The 19,981-nt window shown below is 67.7% G+C and carries 21 protein-coding genes; 7 read left to right on the forward strand and 14 right to left on the reverse strand.

What is annotated here, in order from left to right; translation table 11 throughout:
- Nucleotides 1–229: 229 nt before the first annotated feature.
- From cheA to fliE, 14 genes are all read right to left on the reverse strand, one after another.
- The gene (cheA, locus tag ACEN9P_RS06760; protein ID WP_495621467.1) at nt 230–2,293 is read right to left on the reverse strand and encodes a chemotaxis protein CheA; all 2,064 of its coding nucleotides are present in this window, start codon (nt 2,291–2,293) and stop codon (nt 230–232) included.
- Between the two features lie 37 nt (nt 2,294–2,330).
- Nucleotides 2,331–2,711 carry a response regulator gene (locus ACEN9P_RS06765; protein WP_477660948.1) on the reverse strand — a complete coding sequence of 127 codons (381 nt, stop codon included), beginning with the start codon at nt 2,709–2,711 and terminating at the stop codon, nt 2,331–2,333.
- Nucleotides 2,711–3,673 (reverse strand): flagellar motor protein MotB, encoded by a 963-nt coding sequence (gene motB / locus ACEN9P_RS06770; protein ID WP_495621468.1) that lies wholly within the window; start codon nt 3,671–3,673, stop codon nt 2,711–2,713. The genes ACEN9P_RS06765 and motB overlap by 1 nt, the downstream gene beginning before the upstream one ends.
- Before the next feature lie 33 nt (nt 3,674–3,706).
- The gene (gene motA / locus ACEN9P_RS06775) at nt 3,707–4,570 is read right to left on the reverse strand and encodes a flagellar motor stator protein MotA (protein ID WP_074577822.1); all 864 of its coding nucleotides are present in this window, start codon (nt 4,568–4,570) and stop codon (nt 3,707–3,709) included.
- Between the two features lie 42 nt (nt 4,571–4,612).
- On the reverse strand, nt 4,613–5,242 hold the full coding sequence (gene flhC / locus ACEN9P_RS06780) for a flagellar transcriptional regulator FlhC (protein ID WP_074577821.1): 630 nt from the start codon (nt 5,240–5,242) through the stop codon (nt 4,613–4,615).
- A gap of 45 nt (nt 5,243–5,287) precedes the next feature.
- Nucleotides 5,288–5,605 carry a flagellar transcriptional regulator FlhD gene (gene flhD / locus ACEN9P_RS06785; RefSeq protein WP_036836995.1) on the reverse strand — a complete coding sequence of 106 codons (318 nt, stop codon included), beginning with the start codon at nt 5,603–5,605 and terminating at the stop codon, nt 5,288–5,290.
- Between the two features lie 277 nt (nt 5,606–5,882).
- Nucleotides 5,883–6,200 (reverse strand): EscU/YscU/HrcU family type III secretion system export apparatus switch protein, encoded by a 318-nt coding sequence (locus ACEN9P_RS06790; protein ID WP_495622147.1) that lies wholly within the window; start codon nt 6,198–6,200, stop codon nt 5,883–5,885.
- Nucleotides 6,193–7,518 carry a flagellar hook-length control protein FliK gene (fliK, locus tag ACEN9P_RS06795; RefSeq protein WP_495621469.1) on the reverse strand — a complete coding sequence of 442 codons (1,326 nt, stop codon included), beginning with the start codon at nt 7,516–7,518 and terminating at the stop codon, nt 6,193–6,195. Before fliK ends, ACEN9P_RS06790 begins: the two co-directional genes overlap by 8 nt.
- The gene (locus tag ACEN9P_RS06800) at nt 7,515–7,862 is read right to left on the reverse strand and encodes a flagellar protein FliT (protein WP_477660945.1); all 348 of its coding nucleotides are present in this window, start codon (nt 7,860–7,862) and stop codon (nt 7,515–7,517) included. Before ACEN9P_RS06800 ends, fliK begins: the two co-directional genes overlap by 4 nt.
- Before the next feature lie 3 nt (nt 7,863–7,865).
- Nucleotides 7,866–8,351 (reverse strand): flagellar export chaperone FliS, encoded by a 486-nt coding sequence (gene fliS, locus ACEN9P_RS06805; RefSeq protein WP_477660944.1) that lies wholly within the window; start codon nt 8,349–8,351, stop codon nt 7,866–7,868.
- A 21-nt stretch (nt 8,352–8,372) separates the two neighbouring features.
- On the reverse strand, nt 8,373–9,818 hold the full coding sequence (gene fliD, locus ACEN9P_RS06810) for a flagellar filament capping protein FliD (protein WP_495621470.1): 1,446 nt from the start codon (nt 9,816–9,818) through the stop codon (nt 8,373–8,375).
- Nucleotides 9,819–9,956: 138 nt separating this feature from the next.
- Nucleotides 9,957–10,322, reverse strand: a complete 366-nt coding sequence (locus ACEN9P_RS06815) for a flagellar protein FlaG (RefSeq protein WP_477660942.1) — start codon at nt 10,320–10,322, stop codon at nt 9,957–9,959.
- Nucleotides 10,323–10,457: 135 nt separating this feature from the next.
- A complete protein-coding gene (locus tag ACEN9P_RS06820) occupies nt 10,458–11,768 on the reverse strand; it encodes a FliC/FljB family flagellin (protein ID WP_477660941.1) in 1,311 nt (436 codons plus the stop codon).
- Nucleotides 11,769–11,927: 159 nt separating this feature from the next.
- Nucleotides 11,928–12,245, reverse strand: a complete 318-nt coding sequence (fliE, locus tag ACEN9P_RS06825) for a flagellar hook-basal body complex protein FliE (RefSeq protein WP_477660940.1) — start codon at nt 12,243–12,245, stop codon at nt 11,928–11,930.
- A gap of 329 nt (nt 12,246–12,574) precedes the next feature.
- On the opposite strand from fliE, the gene fliF reads away from it, so the two are divergent.
- The 7 genes from fliF to fliL all read left to right on the forward strand — a co-directional run bounded on the left by fliF (nt 12,575) and on the right by fliL (nt 19,971).
- Entirely contained in the window at nt 12,575–14,311 is a 1,737-nt protein-coding gene (gene fliF / locus ACEN9P_RS06830) for a flagellar basal-body MS-ring/collar protein FliF (RefSeq protein WP_495621471.1), read from the forward strand.
- Entirely contained in the window at nt 14,301–15,296 is a 996-nt protein-coding gene (fliG, locus tag ACEN9P_RS06835; RefSeq protein WP_495621472.1) for a flagellar motor switch protein FliG, read from the forward strand. The genes fliF and fliG overlap by 11 nt, the downstream gene beginning before the upstream one ends.
- Nucleotides 15,289–16,038, forward strand: a complete 750-nt coding sequence (locus tag ACEN9P_RS06840; protein WP_495621473.1) for a flagellar assembly protein FliH — start codon at nt 15,289–15,291, stop codon at nt 16,036–16,038. Before fliG ends, ACEN9P_RS06840 begins: the two co-directional genes overlap by 8 nt.
- The gene (gene fliI / locus ACEN9P_RS06845; RefSeq protein WP_495621474.1) at nt 16,031–17,455 is read left to right on the forward strand and encodes a flagellar protein export ATPase FliI; all 1,425 of its coding nucleotides are present in this window, start codon (nt 16,031–16,033) and stop codon (nt 17,453–17,455) included. The genes ACEN9P_RS06840 and fliI overlap by 8 nt, the downstream gene beginning before the upstream one ends.
- A 56-nt stretch (nt 17,456–17,511) precedes the next feature.
- Entirely contained in the window at nt 17,512–17,970 is a 459-nt protein-coding gene (fliJ, locus tag ACEN9P_RS06850) for a flagellar export protein FliJ (RefSeq protein WP_495621475.1), read from the forward strand.
- A 20-nt stretch (nt 17,971–17,990) separates the two neighbouring features.
- Nucleotides 17,991–19,346 carry a flagellar hook-length control protein FliK gene (locus ACEN9P_RS06855; protein ID WP_495621476.1) on the forward strand — a complete coding sequence of 452 codons (1,356 nt, stop codon included), beginning with the start codon at nt 17,991–17,993 and terminating at the stop codon, nt 19,344–19,346.
- A 127-nt stretch (nt 19,347–19,473) separates the two neighbouring features.
- Nucleotides 19,474–19,971: a flagellar basal body-associated protein FliL gene (gene fliL / locus ACEN9P_RS06860; RefSeq protein ID WP_495621477.1), complete on the forward strand. Its 498-nt coding sequence runs from the start codon at nt 19,474–19,476 to the stop codon at nt 19,969–19,971.
- The last annotated feature ends 10 nt before the right edge of the window (nt 19,972–19,981 follow it).

Here is a 19,981-nt window from a genome sequence, read left to right on the forward strand (position 1 = left end):
ATCCGCGGCCGGCGCGGATACACAGGCATACAAAACCGTGGCCGGTCCCGCCTGGCGCGCCTGCGGCGGCCGCCCCACGGCACACAAAACTTACCCTCAGTTGCTGTGGGCTACCCTGTGGATAAACCTTTGCACAGGCCCGCGGAGCCGCGCCGGCACTGGCGCGCCGCCGGATGCCCAAAATTTGACCATCCCGGCGCCCGGCGTGGCCCGGGCACCACCGGGGGCTTCAGGCCGCCATCGCCACCTCCAGCGCGCGCGACGCGGCGGCCGCCGCTGCCGCCACCAGCGCCGGGCGCGCCTGGCCGCGCTGGGCCGCCTTGTCGCGGTTGGCGCGCTGCACGGCCGCCACGTCGATGATGAGCGCGACATTGCCGTCGCCCAGGATGGTCGCGCCCGAAATGCCGGGCACCTTGCGGTAATTGGTCTCCAGGTTTTTCACCACGACCTGGTGCTGGCCCACGAGCTGGTCGACCAGCAGCGCAAAGCGCGTGCCCTCGGCCTGCACGATGACAGCGATGCCCTGGGTGGGCACACGCACCGCGCCGGCCACGTCGAAGAGTTTGTGCAGCTCCAGCAGCGCCAGGTATTCGCCGCGCACATGCATGACGTGCTCGTCGGCGGTGATGGAGTGCACGTCCTTGTCCAGCGGCTGCAGCGACTCGATGACGTAGTTCAGCGGCAGGATGTAGACCTCCTCGCCGACCTTGACCGACATGCCATTGAGGATGGCCAGCGTCAGCGGCAGCACGATGCGAATCGTCGTGCCCTTGCCCTGGACGGAGGCGATCTCCACATGGCCGCCCATTTCATGGATGTTGCGCTTGACCACGTCCATGCCGACGCCGCGGCCCGACACGTCGGTGACCGCTTCGGCCGTGGAAAAACCCGGCGCGAAGATCAGCTGCCAGACGTCCTCGTCCGGCATGGATTCGCTGACAGGCATGCCCTGCTGCAGCGCCTTGGCCAGGATTTTTTCGCGCACCAGGCCGCCGCCGTCGTCCTTGACCTCGATCACGATGCTGCCGCCCTGGTGCTGGGCCGACAGCGTCAGCCGGCCCACCGGGTCCTTGCCGGCATAGGCGCGGCGCTCCGGGCCTTCGATGCCGTGGTCCAGGCTGTTGCGCACCAGGTGGGTGATGGGGTCGATGATGCGCTCGATCAGGCTTTTGTCGAGTTCGGTTTCCTTGCCGACCGTGACCAGCTGCACCTGCTTGCCGAGCTTGGCCGAGAGGTCGCGGATCAGGCGCGGGAAGCGGCTGAACACATAGTCCATGGGCATCATGCGTATGGACATGACGGACTCCTGCAGGTCGCGCGCATTGCGCTCCAGGTGGCCCATGCCGCTGAGCAGGCGCTCATGCACCACCGGGTCCAGCAGGGAAGCGGTCTGCGTCAGCATGGACTGGGTGATCACCAGCTCGCCGACCAGGTTGATGATCTGGTCGACTTTTTCGACGTCCACGCGTATCGAGCTCGATTCCTTGTTCTGCACGGCGGCGGTGGCCGGCGCGTTTGCGGCGGCGGGCGCGGACTGGCTTGCAGGCTGCGGCGCGGCCGCTTCAACTTGCTGCGCCTCCACCGGCTGGGCTGGCGCGGCGGGCGCGCCCTCCTCGCGGATATCGATCTGCTCGGCCTCGATGATGAAACAGCAGACCGCGATCACGTCGTTGCCGTCGCAGCCGGTCTTGAGCCAGATCGTCAGGCTGCCTTCTTCCTGGGTCTGCGCCGTCACCTGGCCCAGGTTGGCCATCTCCTCGCTGAGCAGCTTGCAGTCGTTCTCCGACACCTTGGAAAAGCGCACCTTCAGGGTCCGCTCGGCCGCAGCCACGGGCTCTGCCTGCGGCTGGGCCACGGGTGCCGGCGCCGGCGGCGCGGCCACAGCGGGCGGCGCGGGCGGCGTTCCACCGGCTTCCAGCGCGAGCTGCTGCAGCACCGCGCAGATCTCGGCCACCATGCCGGCTTCGGGCTCGGTGCCGGCCCTGTAGGCGCTCAATTGTTTTTGCAACACGTCCTTGGTCTCCAGAAAGGCATCCATCATCTTGGTATTGAGTTTGAGCTCGCCGTGGCGCGCCCGGTCCAGCAGGTTTTCCAGCAGGTGGGTGGTGTCGGTCAGCGCGACAAAACCGAAGGTGGCCGCACCGCCCTTGATGGAATGCGCGGCGCGAAACACCGCGTTGAGGTGTTCGCCGTCGGGCGCCTCCAGGTCCAGGCCCAGGAACAGCTGTTCCATCTCGGCCAGCAACTCGTCGGCTTCTTCAAAAAATGTCTGGTAGAACTGGGTGATGTCCATAGGGGAAAGGTTTCTCTTGTTGGCTGCCGCGCCGGCCTCAGGCCCGCGCCGGGTTCATCAGGCTGCCCACCACGGCCAGCAGCGTGTCGGGCTCTATCGGTTTGCACAGCCAGCCGGTGGCGCCGGCCTGCCGCGCGTCGGCCTTGCTGGCCTCGTTGCTCAGGGTGCTGAGCACCAGGATGGGCAGGGCCGCGGAGGCCGGCCGCGCGCGCAGCCGGCGCGTGAGCTCGCAGCCGTCCATGGGGACCATGGTCCAGTCGGTCAGCACCAGGTCCACGGGGGTGTCCACAATCCGCTCCAGCGCGGCCTGGCCGTCGCCGGCCAGCAGCACCTGGTAGCCGCCCTCTTCGAGGACGGCGGAATTAAGGTGGCGCATCACGGCCGAGTCGTCGACCACCAGGATGGTTTTTTTGTGCATCAGGTCCGGCTTTCAGGTTGGGCGGGGCCGGGGTTCAGCGCCCGCGGCGCGCCGGCCGGCTTGATCCCGGCACCGGCGCTGTTGGCGGCCCGCGCGCCCTTGCCGGCCGCCAGGAAAGGCGCGCTGGCGGTCGCGGCATTGCCGTTTTCGATGTCGGCCTGCGCGCGCTTGTTGAGCACCAGGATGCTGATGCGCCGGTTGACCGCCGCGTAAGGATCGTCGTTGTTCAGGTGCACGCTGGACGAGACGCCCATGACGCGCAGGATCTTGCCGTCCTGCATGCCGCCGGCCACCAGCTCGCGCCGCGAGGCATTGGCCCGGTCGGCCGACAGCTCCCAGTTGCTGTAGGACTTGTCGCCCTGCGAGTACACGGTGGCGTCGGTGTGGCCGGACAGCGTGAGCTTGTTGGGCTGCTCGTTGAGCACCGGGCCTATCTCGCGCAGGATGCTGCGCATATAGCTCACCACCACGGCGCTGGAGCGGTCGAACATGGGCCGGTTGTTGCTGTCCACGATCTGGATGCGCAAGCCCTCGGGCGTGATGTCGATCAGCAGCTGGGGCCGGAACTGCCTGAGCACCGGGCTGGACTCGATCATGTTGTCCAGCCGCTCCTTGAGCGCTTCCAGGCGCTGGCCGTCGTCCGGGTCCTTGCCGCTGTCAGCGGCCGCCTGCCGGACTTCGCCGTCCGCATGGCTGGGGTCGGCGCCGCCGCCGGGAATCACGTTGGTGCTGGTGCTGCTTTTTTTGCCCCCGGCCAGGGCGACCCGCAGCGGCATCTTGAACTGGTCGGCGATGCCCTCGAGCTGCCTGGGCGAGGAGATGCTCAAAATCCACAGCACCAGGAAGAAGGCGAACATGGCCGTCATGAAATCGGCGAAGGCGATCTTCCAGGCGCCGCCATGGTGGGCGGCCGCTTTCACGGGGCGCCGTATGACGATGATTCTTCGCGCGGTCTCGCTCATGGCAATGTCGCCGGATTGCGTTGGCCGGCCGCCTCAGCGCGCCTTGACCTCGCGCACATGGCCGTCCAGCTCGGTGAAGGACGGCCGCTCGGTCGAGTACAAAATCTTGCGGCCGAACTCCACCGCGAGCTGCGGCGCATAGCCGTTGAGGCTGGCCATCAGCGTGACCTTGATGCACTGGTAGGCCTTGAGCGACTCCGCCACCTTGTGCTCGATGAGCGTGGCCAGCGGCGACACAAAACCGTAGGCCAGCAGGATGCCCAGGAAGGTGCCGACCATGGCATGCGCGATCAGCTGGCCCATCTCGGCCGGCGGCAGGTCGGCCGAGGCCAGCGCGTGCACCACGCCCAGCACGGCCGCCACGATGCCCAGGGCCGGCAGCGCGTCACCCACGCGCGCCAGGCTGTGGGCCGGGACCTCCGCCTCGTGTTTGTAGGTTTCGAGTTCGTGCTCCATGAGCTGCTCGATCTCGAAGGGGTCGGTGTTGCCGCTCACGATCAGGCGCAGGTAGTCGGTCAGGAACTCCAGCACCCGCGCGTCACCCAGGATCACGGTGTAGGGCGCGAACAGCGGGCTGTTGTGCGGGTCGTCGATCTCGGACTCCAGCGCCATCATGCCGTCCTTGCGGCCCTTGGACAGCAGCACGTAGAGCAGGGCCAGCAGCTCCATGTAGAGCGCCTTGTCGTGTTTTTTCGAGCTGGCCAGCAGCTTGGGCAATTCCTTGAGGGTGGCGCGTATGGTGCGGCCGTCGTTGCCCGCGACGAAGGCGCCCACGGCGGCCCCGCCGATGATGAGCAGCTCCAGCGGCTGGTACAGCACCCCGAAATGCCCGCCCATCATGGCGTAGCCGCCAAAGACGGAGGCGACGACGACAAGGTAGCCGATGATGACAAGCATGGGGTTCTCCTGCGGATCTGAAAAAGAAAAGCCGCCCCGCCCTCAGGCGGTGCGCGAACTGTTCATCACATTGGCGAGCCACTGCGACGAGGAGATCGCGGGCGTGCCGCCGGCGGCCGCGGGGCTGCCGCCTTCGGCCTCGTCGCGCTTGGCGCCCGAGGGGCGGGTCTTGCCGGCGCGCGAAGGCGGGCGGCACAGCACGCACACATAGTTGCTCTGCGAGTCATGGGCATGGGCGACAAACAGGCCCGTGCAGCGCGTGCAGGTGCTCAGCTGCAGCATGTCGCTGTCGAAAAAACGCACCAGCGTCCAGGCCCGCGTGAAGTCCAGCACCGGCTCGCCGCCCTGCTGCTGCACCTGCTCGATGTACAGGCGGTAGCTCTTGATGATGGCGTTGATGCGCGTGCAGCCGCCGTGGACCACCATGAAGCGGTAGATGTTGTAGAACATCGACGAGTGGATGTTGGACAGCCAGGTCATGAACCAGTCCGTGGAAAAGGGCAGCAGGCCCTTGGGCGGCGAGGTCCCCTTGAGCTCCTTGTAGAGCTTGATCAGCCGGTCCCGGCTCAGGCTGGTTTCGGCCTCCAGGAACTGCAGGCGGGCGCCCAGCTTGATCAGGTCCATGGCCAGGTGGATTTCCCTGGCCTCCACGATGACGCTTTTACCGGCCATGGCGGTTTCCGGGCAAAAAGCGGCTTGAAGCCGAAACGCGGGACATCACCGGACCGCCTCAAGCTGCTGGCCCGACAGCAGGATCGCGGCATGCGCCTGCTGCAGCGCCGGGTTCTTGCCTTCCAGGGTCAGCGCCGACAGCATGGGATGGTCGTCGAAGCGGAAACGGCACAGCAGCAGGCTGGAGCCCGCCAATTTCACAATCTGGGAAAGCGACAGGCTGCCCAGCAGGTCAGCCAGCTCCCGGCTCATGCCGAGCCGGTACATCGCCAGCGCAATGTCCTCCGTCACCAGCCGCTTGGCGAGCAGCAGGTAGGCCAAATTCAAGTCGCCAATGTCGTTGGCGGTACCAGTGTCAATCACGTTGCGTTCCTGTTCTTTCAAAATTTGCATGTAGAGCGGTGAACGAGTCATCCATCACAGTCAATTTCGTCACCTGTCACAGATTGATTGAGCGGCTTGTCGTACGACTTCCCCTCAATTGCAATTTTTAACACATTAAACTGACAATTACATGAACAAATCAAATTTATCAATTAAGTAACATTTAAGCGTCAAAACAAGAAAATTTAGTAACGAACCGAAGAATTTAATGAAAATATGGGTATTTCAGGCTGATAGAAAATCGATTGACTAGTGTTTAAGTACTCGTTTCTTCGTTTTCTAATTGATGGACCCATGTGAGCATTTCTGCAACAGCGAGGTACAAATTTGGCGGAATTCTGCTATCCAGATCTACATGCATTAACAATTTCACCAATTCCAGGGAGGCGTGAACGTAGAGGCCGCTGTCTTTTGCGCGCTGGACAATGGCTTCGGCGACCGCGCCATAGCCCTTGGCCACCACGGTTGGCGCCTCGCCGGCGGCGCCCAGGGACAGCGCCACGGCTTCGGCGCGGGGGCCCCGCGGGCTGCCGGTCCGGCCGGCTTCCCCCTCATCGGACGACCTGTCAGGCATCGCCATTTCCCCCTGAATCCGCCAAATCTGCGGAATCGGCCATCCCGGCCGCGCCGCCTAAGCGCAAGTCCGTGAGCGCCAGCCCCACGCCTTGCAGGCGCCGCGACAGCTGGTCGCCGGCCTGCTTGAGCACGGCCGCCGTGCCGTCCCGCGAGGCGTCCAGGCGCAGCTGCAGCGCCGCGCCGTTAAGCCCCAGGCGCACGTCCAGCGTTCCCAGCCGGGGCAACTGGAGCGTCATGCGCGTGACCCAGGCGGCGGTCGCGGTTTCCGCGCCGCCTTCGCCGGCCTGGCGCTCGCGGCCTGGCTCGGGCTCCTGGCGCTCCTGACATATCTCCCAGTCCATGGGAACGCCGGGCCAGCCCTCGCCGCTCCAGCGGAACACCGGCTGCGCCAGCATCTCGAGCTGCTGGCGCACCAGGCCCAGGGCGTCGGGATGTATCGCCGCCGCGGGATGGCCGGCGCGCGCGCTGTCCACGGAAGCAACGCTGGAAACGGGCAGGTCGGCCTCGGGCAGCGAAAAATCGTGCGGGCTGGGCGGCGCCGGCTCCGGCAAGCCGCTGGGTCCGTAGGTCACGGCCGGGCCGGTTTTGCCCAAGGACGCCGCCAAAAAAGAGGTGGCCGGCGGTGCGGCCGCTTCCGGTTTTTCCAGCGTGCCCCGAGTTTGCAGCACCGGCCCGGCATCGGGCGTAGCAGGTGAAACAGGCGGGACGGGCGGCAGCGCCGCCATCTCTTCCAGCAGCAACGCGAGAGAGACCAGCGTGGAACCGACGGCACCAAGCTGTGAGGGGGTGCTCACATTCGCCTGCTGCGCAGCGGCGGCCGGCAAAGCCAGGCCGGCTTGCGGCTCGCGTGCCAGCTGCGCCAGCGTACGCTGGCCGGCCGTGAATTGCTGCAGATGCGATTCGTAAAAAAGGCCGGATTCGGCCACCGTGCGCGCCAGCGCGGCCGCCAGCACCGGCACCGCGGAGGCCCGCATGTCGGGCTGCAGCGCCGCCTGGCCGCGCACGGCGGGCGTGCTGCCCACCGGGAGCTCCAGCAGCGCGCTGACCGTGCGCGCGGCGGCGCTCAGGGTGACGGCGGCTTCGGCCCTGGCAGGGGCCGGGCTTGCCGGGATGCCGCTGCGAGCGACAAGACCCACGCCCAGCTCGCGCTGCAATGCCTCGCGCGAAGGCAGGCGGATGTCGTTGTCCACCTTCTGCACATTCGCCACGGCGCCCGGGCCGGCGATTTCAGCCTGCGCCTTCAGCGGTACCAGGTCCACGCGCTGCCCCAGCCGCGTGGCCAGCAAGGTGTCCACCAGAGGCGTCACGCCGCTCATGGCAGGTAGGCGTCGTCCGGCTGGCCGTAGGCCCTGTGCAGGCTGCGCTGCCGGTCCAGGCTTTTCATGACGCCGACCAGCTTGGACAGCTGGGGCATGATCATATTGACGATTTCACTCGAGTTGGCGCTGATGCGGCCCAGCAGCACATATTTGCGCGCCGACTGCGCCTCGTCCAGCGTGCTCAGCGGCTCTATGTCCTTCAGGCGCTCCACCATGCTGCTGCACTGCCCTTCAAGCCGGGGCAGCTCGCCCCACTGCTTGGCGCGCGCCAGCACCAGCATGCGCTCGGTCAGCGGGGCGATCTGCTCGTAGCAGTGCATCACTTCACTTTGTGATCCCATGCCTCAAGCCCCCGTGGAAAAACGCGACACCGCGGGCGCGGCCGGCACCTGCGGCGGCCGCGGCCGCTGCGGATCGATCTCGCGCCAGGCCGAGCTCACGCTGTCCAGCAGCCGGTCGGCCTCGTCCAGCAGCGCCGGGTCGTTGCGCAGGTTGGCATACAGCAGGCGTTGCGTGACATAGGCGTAAAACGCCGACAGGTCCGCCACCAGCTGGGCGCCGGCCGCGCCCGCGGCATCCGCGTCCAGGCTGGCCTTCAGGCCGTTGTCGACGATGTTGATGGCCTTGGAAATGGCCTGGCCCTTGGCGCCGATGTCCTTGTTCGCCATATGGTGGCGCGCCATCGCGATGGCCGTCTTGGCGCCGTCGAACAGCATGGTGATCAGCTGGTGCGGCGAGGCGCTCATGGCCGCGCTCTCGGTGCCGACCTTGGCATAGGCGCTGGCGCCCGGGTGGTAGCTATAGGGTTGGGTGTGGGGCTGGGTGTGCATCGGGAGTAACGGCCGGCTGGCTTATTTGCTCGAATTGCTCGAGCTCATGTTGGCGAATTGCTGGGTCAGGTAGCTGGCGGTGGAGTTCATGCGCGAGACCAGCAGGTCCAGCTGGGTGAACTGCGCCTTGTAGCGCGCGATCGTCGCGTCCACCCGGCTCTGGGTCGCGGTGTACTGGCTGTCCAGCGACTTCAGCGTGGTCTCCACGCCGGTCGCGGCCGCGCTGATCATGCCGGTGCTGCTGGTGAAGCCGTCCAGCAGCGAGGACACCTGCTTGCCGATGCCGCCCGTCGTTCCGTTGCCGGCGAACAGCTCGGCCACCGCACCCTGCTTGTCCGCGAACGCGGCCTTGAGCTTGGACGCGTCGAAGGCCAGGGTGCCGTCCTTCTGGAAGCTCACGCCGACCCGCGACAGCACCTTGAGCTCGCCGGCCTGCGGCGTGTTGAGCGCCGCGCGTATGCGCGTCTGTATGGTGCGCAGCGTGGAGTCGCCGACCAGGGCCGCGCCGGTCTGTTTTTCGGTGTCGTATTTGGTCAGCTGCGCCGCCGTGGTCTGCAGGCTGTTGTAGGCCGTGACGAAGCCGGTGATGGCCGCCTCCACCGCCGAGGTGTCCCGGCTCACCGTCAGCGTGCTGGTGCCGGTTTTCGCCAGCGTCATGGTCACGCCGGGCGCGGCATCGACCACCGTGTTGGTCTTGGAGGTCACCGGGATGCCGTTGACCTTGAGCGCCGCATTGCCGGCCGCCGCCGTCTGCCGCAGGGCCTGCGCGCCCGAAGCGTCGTGGTTGAGCAAGCCCTGCAGGCTGGCGTCGCCGGCGACGGAAATGCGCATGCTCGAAGCTTCGCCGGTTTCCTTGGAGGTCAGCACCAGGCGGTAGGGCGAAGCGCCGCCGTCATTGACGATGCTGGCCGTCACGCCGATGTCGGTGCTTTTGTTGATCGCGTCGCGTAAGCCCTCCAGCGAGTTATTGCTGTCGTCGATCACGATGGACTTCGCGGCGCGCGCGGCGTCCGGCGTGAAGCTCGCGCCGCTGTAGGTGCCGCTGGCCTCACTGAACGTGCCGCCCGAGATGCTGCCGAAATCAATGGTGACGGTACCCTTGCCCACCGCGGCCTTGGTGCTGGAGACACCGGCCGCGGCCAGCGACTGCGCGCTGGCCAGCCGGCTCACGTCCACCGTGTAAATGCCGGGGGTGGCCGAGGCCTGGCCCGTGGCCGAGAGCACGTCGCTCGCGCTCGAAGTGGCCTTGATGCCCTGGAACAAATTGGCGTCGGACAGCTTGGCCGCCGCCGTCTGCAGGGTGCTGAGCGCGTTTTTGAGCGTGCCGTAGGCCGACAGCTTCGCGGTGTAGCTGATCTGCTGCTTTTGCAGCAGCACCAGCGGCTGGCTTTCCGCCTTGGTGAGGTCGGTGAGCAGGTCGTTCAGGTTCAGGTTGGACCCGACGCCCAGGCTTGAAATCGATGCCATGAAATATTCCTCAATCTTCTTGAATGAAAGTGCTGCTCACAAAACCCAGCGAAGCGGCCCTGGCCAGGCGCGTCGCCGCAGACAGTGCAGCAGCACGGCAAGGCGACGCAACAACGCCGGGAGGGTTTTTGAGCGGCACTAAACGGCCTGGTGGACCAGCAGGCCCTGTAGCTTGCCGAGCGCGCGCGAAATCCGCACCACCTCTTCCGAAGGCATCTGCCGGATCAGCTCGCCGCTTTCCACGTCGACCACCTTGACGACCATGGTGTCGGCCTCCTTGTCGAACTCGAACTGCACGCCGATGGAGGACATGCGCAAGGACTCGTTGATCTCGGCCAGTGCGCTGCGTTCGCGTTCGGGCTGCGCCTTGGGCGGGGGTTCGGCCGGCAGCTCGCGGGCCGCGCCGGCGCGGGCTGAAGGGGCGGGCGGCAGCGGCGCGGCATCGCGCCACGCGGCGGCCGTCGCGGTCGTGGCGGCATTGGCGGCGTTGGCGGAAATAGTCATGCGGGGCTCTCCTCGGAAAATCGCTAGGCACTCCCGCCTGGTGCCCCAAGCGGGAGTGCGTAGCGCAGGCGGCCGAAGCCGCCTGGCTTGCACACGGCGAGGGCGCGCCTTCCGAAAAAGGCGCGCCTTGCGCGATTAACGCAGCAGGGACAGAACGCCCTGGGTCGTCTGGTTGGCCTGGGCCAGCACGGAGGTACCGGCCTGTTGCAGGATGTTGGCGCGCGTCATGTTGGACACTTCGGTTGCGTAGTCCGCGTCTTCGATGCGCGAGCGCGAGGAAGACAGGTTGGTCACCGTGGTGCCCAGGTTGGAGATCACCGAGTCAAAACGGTTTTGCACCGCGCCCAGCGAGCCGCGCAGGTCGTCCACCACCTTCAGGGCGGCGTCGATCTTCTTGAGCGCGTTGCCGGTGGCGGCGCCGGCGAATTCGGCCGTGGGCGTTGCGCCGCTCAGGACGATGTCGGTGCCGTCAACCGTGTTGCTGCCGGCTGCGCCGGTGTCGGTCAGCGCGGCCTGGATGCCGGCCAGGCCGTAGTTCTTGCCCTGGATGGAGACGAAGGCGGTCACGGTGCCGGCGGCATCGGTGCCGACCTTGACGGGCTGGGTCGTCAGGGTCACGGCGGCCGCGACGCCGTTGGCGGGATCGGTGAAATCCACCGTGGCCGTGTTCAGCGTCACGGCGCCGGTGGCGGGTGCCACGGAAGCCGCGTAGAAGTCGTCACCGCTCTTGACCACCCAGTTCGCCGTGGGGGCGCCGGCGGCGGTCAGCACGTTGTGCAGGGACAGGTCGGCAGCGTTGACCGTGGAGCCGGTGGCTGCGGTCAGGGCCGTGGCGACGGCGCTCAGGTCGGTGGCAACGGGTGCGCCGGCGCCTGGATCGACCGTGAGGGCTGCCGCGCTGACGTTCAGCGCGTTGCTGGCGACCGAGAAGCCGGTCATCTTCAGGCTGGCGGAGTCGATCTGCTTGAGGTTGATGTCGATGGTTTCGCCGTCGTTCGCGCCGACCTGGATGCTCAGCTTGTTGTTGGCGGCCAGCACTTTCACGCCGTTGAAGTCGGTCTGTGCCGAGGTGCGGTCGATTTCTTCCAGGCGCTGGGTGATTTCAGCCTGGATCGAAGCCTTGTCGGCCACCGAGTTGGAACCGTTGGCCGACTGCACGGCCAGTTCGCGGATGCGCTGCAGGTTGCTGTTGATTTCGGTCAGCGCGCCTTCAGTCGTCTGCGCCAGCGAGATGCCGTCGTTGGCATTGCGCTGCGCGACAGCCAGGCCCTTGATGTTGGCCGTGAAGCGGTTGGCGATGGCCTGGCCGGCCGCGTCGTCCTTGGCGCTGTTGATGCGCAGGCCCGAGGACAGGCGCTGGATGGCCGTGTTCAGCGAAGACTGCGACTTGTTGAGGTTGTTCTGCGTGAGCAGGGAAAGCGAGTTGGTATTGATGACTTGGGCCATGAGGGACTCCTGATTACATAGGTTGTGGACTCCGGCTAACTTGCCGTCACGCTGGCCTTGCCTGCCATGACAGTCTGCAAGCCACCGTTGTCCAGCTTATCGGCCGGGCCGATTCAAACCTTTAGCGAGTGGCCGAAAATAATTCGCGCCCGCCCCTCATCACGCCGGCATGTTCATGATTTCCTGGTAGGCCGCGACCACGCGGTTGCGCACCTGCAGCCCCATCTGGAAACCGATGTTGGCCTTTTGCATGTCGACCATCACGTCGTTGAGCGCCACGCCGGGCTTGCCCAGCTCGAAGGCCTCGGCCTGGCTGTAGGCGTTCTGCTGGGTCTCGCTGATGCGGTCCAGCGATTTTTTGAGCTCGCCCGCGAAGCCGCCGCCAGCGGCCTCGCCGCCTTGCGCCGCTGAAGGGGCCGAAGCCTGGGCCAGCGCGCGCATTTGCTGCAGCACGGACTCGATCGAAGAAATAGCCATGGTGTTTCTTTCAGGCGCGTGCGCGCCCTTGGGTTGGATGACGGCATGAAGCGTAGCGGCGGGGCCGGTGCGCGCATCAGGCCAAAAGACGGCAAAAGCCCCGGCTATTCGGCGGATCGGGAAGCCCGAGCGGCTCTGACAATTCTTCACAAGGACCCGCCCGGCACCCCTCCCATGCGCGGATGCCGGTTGCCTCTTCGCTTCATCGCCTCAGTCATTGAATAAGACCTGTTGTATGCCAACTGTTGTTCCGGCCGCACGGCCACCACGCAGCCTCCGCTTCATCGCCGCGCCTTCCCGCGGCACGGTGACGGCGGCCGGGTGAGCGCGTGAACTCCGCCGCACTGGGCGCCGACACGGCCCTGCCCAAAGCACCGCCATGGCTGGCGCAGCTGCGCGCCAACCCGCGCCTGCCGCTGATGCTGGGCGCGTCCGCCGCGGTGGCCGCCGTCGCCGCGCTGTGGCTGTGGAGCCGCGCGCCCGACTACGGCGTGCTCTACAGCAACCTGTCCGACCGCGACGGCGGCGCCATCATCGCGTCGCTGCAGCAGATGAACATCCCCTACAAGTTCACCGAGGGCGGCGGCGCGCTGCTGGTGGCGGCCAACAAGGTGCCCGAGGCACGCCTGCGCCTGGCCGCCCAGGGCCTGCCCAAGGGCGGCACCGTCGGCTTTGAACTGATGGACGCGCAGAAATTCGGCACCAGCCAGTTCGCCGAGCAGGTCAACTACCAGCGCGCCCTGGAAGGCGAGCTTGCGCGCTCCATCAATTCCATTTCCGCCGTCGAGTCGGCGCGCGTGCACCTGGCGCTGCCCAAGCCCTCGCTGTTCGTGCGCGACCAGAAAAAACCCAGCGCCTCCGTGGTGCTGAGCCTGCACCGCGGCCGCAGCATCGACGAAGGCCAGGTCAGCGCCATCGTGCACCTGATCTCCAGCAGCGTGCCCGAGCTCTCGGCCAAAAGCATCACCGTGGTCGACCAGGCCGGCAACCTGCTCTCGGCGGCCAACGCCGGCACGCGCGGCCTGGACGTGAGCCAGCTCAAGTACACCCAGGAAATCGAGCAGGGCTACATCCGCCGCATCGAAGCCATCCTGCAGCCCATCCTGGGCGCGGGCAATGTGCATGCGCAGGTGGCCGCCGACATCGACTTTTCAGTCGTCGAGAACACCGACGAAAAATTCCGCCCCAACCAGGAACCCGGCACCGCCGCCATACGCAGCCAGCAGTCCAGCGAGTCCGGCCAGGGGGGCGGCGGCCCGGCCACGGGCGTGCCCGGTGCATTGACCAACCAGCCGCCGCCGGACCCGGTCGCACCCATCACCGCGCCTTCGCAGATCAAGCCGGGCACACCCGCCGGCACACCACCCGGTACGGCCCCCGGGGCCCAGCTCAAGATGAGCGCCGAACTCGGCTCGGCCGGCGCGGCGCCGCGCGCCGCGGGCACGGGCGGCAACTCGCGCAGGGACGTCACCACCAATTACGAGGTGGACCGCTCCATACGCCACACGCAGCAGGGCGCGGGCGGCATCAAGCGCCTGTCGGTCGCGGTGGTGGTCAATGACCGCCGAAGCACGGGCGCCGGAAAGCGCGCGGCGCTGACGGCGGCCGAACTCGAGCAGATCCGCAACCTGGCGCGCCAGGCCATGGGTTTCAGCGCCGAGCGCGGCGACTCGCTCAACGTCGTCAACAGCCCCTTTGCCGCCGACACCGAAGCCCCCGAGCTGCCGCTGTGGCGCCAGCCCGAGACCATCGAGCTTGCCAAGTCCTCGGGCAAATACCTGCTGCTGGGCTTGCTGGCGCTTTATCTGTGGCTGGCCGTGCTGCGGCCGCTGCTGCGCAAACACCTGCAGCCCGCGCCGGCGGCAGCGTTCGCTGCGGACGCGGACATTGATGCCAAGCCGGGTGAAGCGGCCAGCGCGCAGGCGCAGGCCCTGGAGAAGGAACAGCGCGAACGCCGCGAGCAGCGGCACCAGGCCAACCTCCAGTATGCGCAGGACATGGCGGCCAAGGAGCCGGCCATGGTGGCCATGCTGATCAAACACTGGACGGAAAAAAATGGCGGATGAAGGCATGCGCAAAAGCGCCATCCTGTTGATGTCGCTGGGTGAGGCCGGCGCCGGCAGCGTGCTGCAGCACCTGCCCCAGCATGTGGTGCAAACCCTGGGCAAGGCCATGGCCGGCCTGGCCCAGGTCAGGCGCGACGAGGTCAGCGAGGTGCTGCGCGAGTTCCGCGAGGAAACCGAGCAGTACTCGGCCACGCATGTGGACGCCGGCAGCTACCTGCGCGCCGTGCTCAACAAGGCCCTGGGCAACACCCGCGCGGCCGACCTGCTCGAAAGCATTTCCCAACCCGACAGCGCGACCAGCGGCATAGAGCGCCTGAACCAGTTGGAGGCGACCGAGGTCGTCGAGCTGATACGCGACGAACACCCGCAGATCATCGCCACCCTGCTGGTGCACCTGGACCGCGACAAGGCCGCCGACGTGCTCGAGCAGCTGCCCGAGCGCGTGCGCCACGACGCCGTGCTGCGCGTGGCCACCTTCGGCGGCGTGCAGCCGGCCGCCCTCAAGGAGCTGACCGACGTGCTCACCGACATGCTGTCCGGCGAAGGCGTCAAGCGCAGCCGCCTGGGCGGCATACGCGCGGCCGCCGAGATCGTCAACATGATGAGCAGCGCCCAGGAGGAAAGCGTGATCAAGCATGTGCGCGAGCACGACGAGGCGCTGGCGCAGAAGATGATCGACGAGATGTTCCTGTTCGAGAACCTGCTCGAGCTCGAGGACCGCAGCGTGCAGCTGCTGCTCAAGGAGGTCGAGTCGGAGTCGCTGATCATCGCGCTCAAGGGCGCGCCGCTGGAGCTGCGCGACAAATTCCTCAAGAACATGTCGCAGCGCGCCGCCGAGATGCTGCGCGAGGACATCGAGATGCGCGGCCCGGTGCGCGTCTCGCAGGTCGAGGCCGAACAAAAGGGCATCCTGCAGATCGTGCGCCGCCTGGCCGATGCCGGCGAGATCGTGCTCGGCGGCCAGGGCAACGACTCCTATGTATAACAAGCCCGCCAACACACCGCGCGCCGGGCCGCCCTTCGCGCGCCGCGCCAACGGCGCCAAGGAAGCGCTCACCGCCTGGGAGCGCTGGGAAATGACGGCCATCGCGCAAGACCCCGCGCCCGACCTTCCCCCCGAGCCCAAACCGGTGCCGGTGGTCGCGCCGCTCAAGCCCGAGGTGCTGATCAACGACGTCGAGCTGGCCCAGCTGCGCCTGCAGGCCCTGCGCAGCGGCGAGGCCGAAGGCTTTCGCCAGGGCTTCGCCCAGGGCCAGGCGCAGGGCCGCGAGCAGGCCATCGCCGAAGTCCAGGCCGAGGCGCGGCAGCTGCGCGCGCTGGCGCAGACATTACCCGACGCGCTGCGCGGCGCCCAGGCCGAAATCGCCGACAACCTGCTGGCGCTGGCGCTGGACATCGCGCGCCAGGTGCTGGGCCAGGCCCTGGCACTCGACAGCGGCGCCATCCTGCCGGTGGTGCGCGAACTGCTGCAGGCCGAACCGGCGCTCAGCGGCTCGCCACAGCTGGTGCTGCACCCCGACGACGCGGCCCTGGTGCAGCAGCACCTGGCCGAAGATTTACAGGCCGCCGGCTGGCGCATCCGTAGCGACGTGAACTGCCAGCGCGGCGGCTGCCGCGTGCTGGCGGCCAGCGGCGAGCAGGACGCCAGCCTGCCGGGCCGCTGGGAGCGCGTCACCGCGGCCCTGGTCAGAACCGCCATGCACAGCCCGGCCGTGGTCCATGCCTGAACAAGCCGCCCCTGCCGATACTCCTGCCGCCAGCCCGCTGCGCGCCTGGCACGGTGCGCTGGATGAGGCGCGCAGCGCGGTCGCGCAAAGCGTGCCGGTACGCAGCTACGGCCGGCTCACGCGCGCCGTCGGGCTGGTGCTCGAAGCTGTCGGCCTGCGCCTGCCGGTCGGCAGCGACTGCCTGATCGAGCTGCCGCCCGGCTACCCGCAAAAGACCGCCGAGGCCGAGGTGGTGGGTTTTGCCGGCGACCGGATTTTCCTGATGCCGCAAAGCGAGGTCGACGGCCTGCTGCCCGGCGCGCGCGTCTACGCGCTGGATTCGCCCACCGGCCACGCCGGCGGACTCGGCCCGCGCACCAAACGGCTGCCGGTGGGCGCCGGCATGCTGGGCCGCGTGGTCGATGCCGCCGGCCGGCCGCTGGACGGGCGCGGCCCGCTGGATTTTTCGCGCGAGGTGCCGCTGGCCGCCAAGCCCATCAACCCGCTGACCCGCGCGCCCATCGACAGCGTGCTCGACGTCGGCGTGCGCGCCATCAACGCGCTGCTGACCGTGGGGCGCGGCCAGCGCATGGGCCTGTTCGCCGGCTCCGGCGTCGGCAAAAGCGTGCTGCTGGGCATGATGGCGCGCTACACCAGTGCCGACGTCATCGTCGTCGGCCTGATCGGCGAGCGCGGCCGCGAGGTCAAGGACTTCATCGAAAACACCCTGGGCGAGGAAGGCATGGCGCGCGCCGTGCTGGTCGCGGCGCCGGCCGACACCTCGCCGCTGCTGCGCCTGCAGGGCGCGGCCTATGCCACCTGCCTGGCCGAATATTTCCGCGACGAGGGCCAAAACGTGCTGCTCATCATGGACTCGCTGACGCGTTACGCGATGGCGCAGCGCGAGATCGCGCTGGCCGTGGGCGAACCGCCGGCCACCAAGGGCTACCCGCCCTCGGTCTTCGCCAAGCTGCCCGCGCTGGTGGAGCGCGCCGGCAACGGCGCGCGCGACGCCGAGGGCCGCGGCGGATCGATCACCGCCTTCTACACCGTGCTGGCCGAGGGCGACGACCAGCAGGACCCGATTGCCGACTCGGCGCGCGCCATCCTCGACGGCCATGTGGTGCTCTCGCGCAGCCTGGCCGAATCGGGCCACTACCCGGCGATAGACATCGAAGCTTCCATCAGCCGCGCCATGACGGCGCTGATCACGCCCACGCAGTTCCAGGCCGTGCGCAGCTTCAAGCAGGCCCTCTCGCGCTACCAGCGCAACCGCGACCTGATCAGCGTGGGCGCTTACGCTCCCGGCCACGACGCGCAGCTGGACCAGGCCATCGCGCTGTATCCGCGCATGGAAGCTTTTTTGCAGCAGACCATGGAAGAGCGCGTGGGCCACGACGAGGCCACCGACCAGCTCAACGCCATCTTCCAGGCTTGACCCCCTCTTCCCGCTCCCTCGTCTTTCTCCAGAACCCCAACCCCAGGAATCTCCCCATGGCCACCAGACTGCCGCTCGCCACGCTGATTGAACTGGCGCAGAACAAAACCGACGAAGCCACGCGCCGCCTCGGCCAGCTGCAGGCCGCGCGCACCAGCGCCGCCGAAAAACTCGAGATGCTGCAGCGCTACCGCCAGGAATACCTGGACCAGCTGCAGGCGCGCATGGGCGAGGGCGTGCCGGCGGCGCAAATGCGCAATTTCAACCACTTCATCAGCACGCTGGACAGCGCCATCGAGCAGCAGCGCGCCATCACCGCGCAGGCCGACACCCGGCTCGCGACCGGGCGCGGCGACTGGCAAAACAGCCAGCGCCGCCTCAACTCCTTCGACACCCTGGCCGGCCGCGTGCGCCTGCAGGAAATCGCCGTGCAGCACAAACGCGAGCAGCGCGACAGCGACGAACGCAGCGCGCGCCAGTTTTTCCACCTGCGCGCCGGCCTGCAGGGCCACTAGATTCAAGACTGGAAACCGCTATGTCCCTGCTAGCTCCTTCCCTCTCCAGCCCGGCGCCGGCGCCCAGCAACGGCGTTTCTTCCACGGCCTCCGCGCGCGTCGATGACAGCCCCCAGGGCGATAGCGAAAGTTTTGGCGAGGTGCTGTCGCGCTCGCTCGCGGCCTCGGGCGAAGCGCCCGCCAAACCCGGCGGCAAACCGGCAACGGCTATTCCCGCCAAACGCCTCGCCGAGGACAAAACCGAAGCGGCTGACATCGCCAGCACCGCGGCCCTGCTTTTTGTGCCGCTGGAAACGCGTATTGCCAAAGCGGCCGGTGCCGACAGCGCTACCGCCGCCCCCACAGCTTCGGCCCTTGGCGCCGTGCCTTCGACGCAACTGCCCGCGAACCCCGGTGCATCCACCGCGGTAGCGGCCACGGCCGCCAGCGCCGGCGATGAACCAACACCCACGCCGCAAACCCTGATCGCCTCCGGTGTGCCCGCCGCGCCCGCTATGCCCGCCGGACCCGCAAAAAGCCGGGAAGCCTCCGAACCCGCCGCGCCCCCGGCCGCAGGCGACAAGGCAGCCCTTGCCCTGCCCGCCGGGGCAATGACCATTCCGGCCGGTGCGACTCACGAGAACCCGTCGCAAACATCTTCAGGGCAAGGACAACGGCCCGGCGATGAAGCGCGCGAAGTCCTGGGCACGGACACGCGCGATGAACAAAAAACCGTAGCCGCCAAAGCGCCCGCCACCACAGCGGCCAAGGACGCTGCCGCTGAAGTCACCGGCAGCGCGACCCAGGCTTTAGCCCCCGGCGCAAGCCAGCCCGAAACCGGTACGCAGGCCGCCAGCCCCGGCATCAGCCTCAGCACCACAGCCCCCACGGCCCACACCCATGCCGTACCCACCAGCCCCGCCGCAGCGGCCGCCCCAAGCCAGGCAGTGCTCACACCCGAAGTCGGCAGCGGCGAATGGGGCCAGGCCCTGGGCCGGCAGATGCTGCACATGGGCAAGGCCGGCGAGCAGGTGGCCGAGCTGCAGCTCAACCCGCCCGGCCTGGGCCCGCTCAAGGTCACGCTCAGCATGAACGACAACCAGGTCCAGGCGTTTTTTGTGTCGGCGCATTCCTCGGTGCGCGCCGCCGTCGAAGCCGCCCTGCCGCAGCTGCGCAGCACACTGGCCGACAGCGGTATCAGTCTGGGCAATACCTCGGTGGATTCCGGCGGCCAGCAGCAGCCGGCCTTTGCGCAGGGCCACCAGGGCCAGGGCGGCCAACCCGGGCCGTCGGGCCAGCAAGGCCGGCCGGCTTACCCGGCCGCCGATGCGCAGGCCCAGTCCCCCGCAGCCACGGCGCCCACGCCCCGCCGCGGCAAGGTGGACACCTACGCCTGAGCGCGCGCAAGGCAGGCGGACGCGCCCGGCAAATGCCGAAGTTGAAGCGTTTTCCCCCTGCTGCTCCAGCGATGCCCTGCAGGCCTTTTCCCCAACAATCCATTGACCCATCCACTCCCCTACAGCCATGGCTACCAGCACACTCCCTGCGAAGACATTGAGCACGCGCCAGCCCTCACCCTCACCCCGGCTTATCGCCCTGTTGATCGCCCTGTCGGTCGTGGCCGCCGCCGCGGCCGCGGGCGCCACCTATTACCTGAGCAACCGCCGCAGTGCCGAAGCCGCGCCCGCCGCCAACCCCTTGCCGGCCGCCCCGCTGTTTGTGGCGCTGGAGCCCATGACCGTCAACCTGCAGCCCGGCGGCCGCAGCCGTTTTTTGCACGCGGCCGTCACGCTGAAAGTGCCTGACGCCAAATCCCAGGCCCTGGTCACCCAGTACCTGCCTGAAGTGCGCAGCCGGCTGCTCACGGTGCTGTCCAACCGTGCCTCCGACGCGCTGATCACGCCCGAGGAAAAAGCCAAGCTCGCCGCCGAAATCATGGCGGCGCTGAACCAGCCCCTGGTAGCCAACCTGCCCTCGCTGAAGATCTCCAGCGTGATGTTCACCACCTTCATGCTGCAGTAAAGCGGCCGAT

Source organism: Polaromonas sp. Polasp52 (assembly GCF_059491565.1).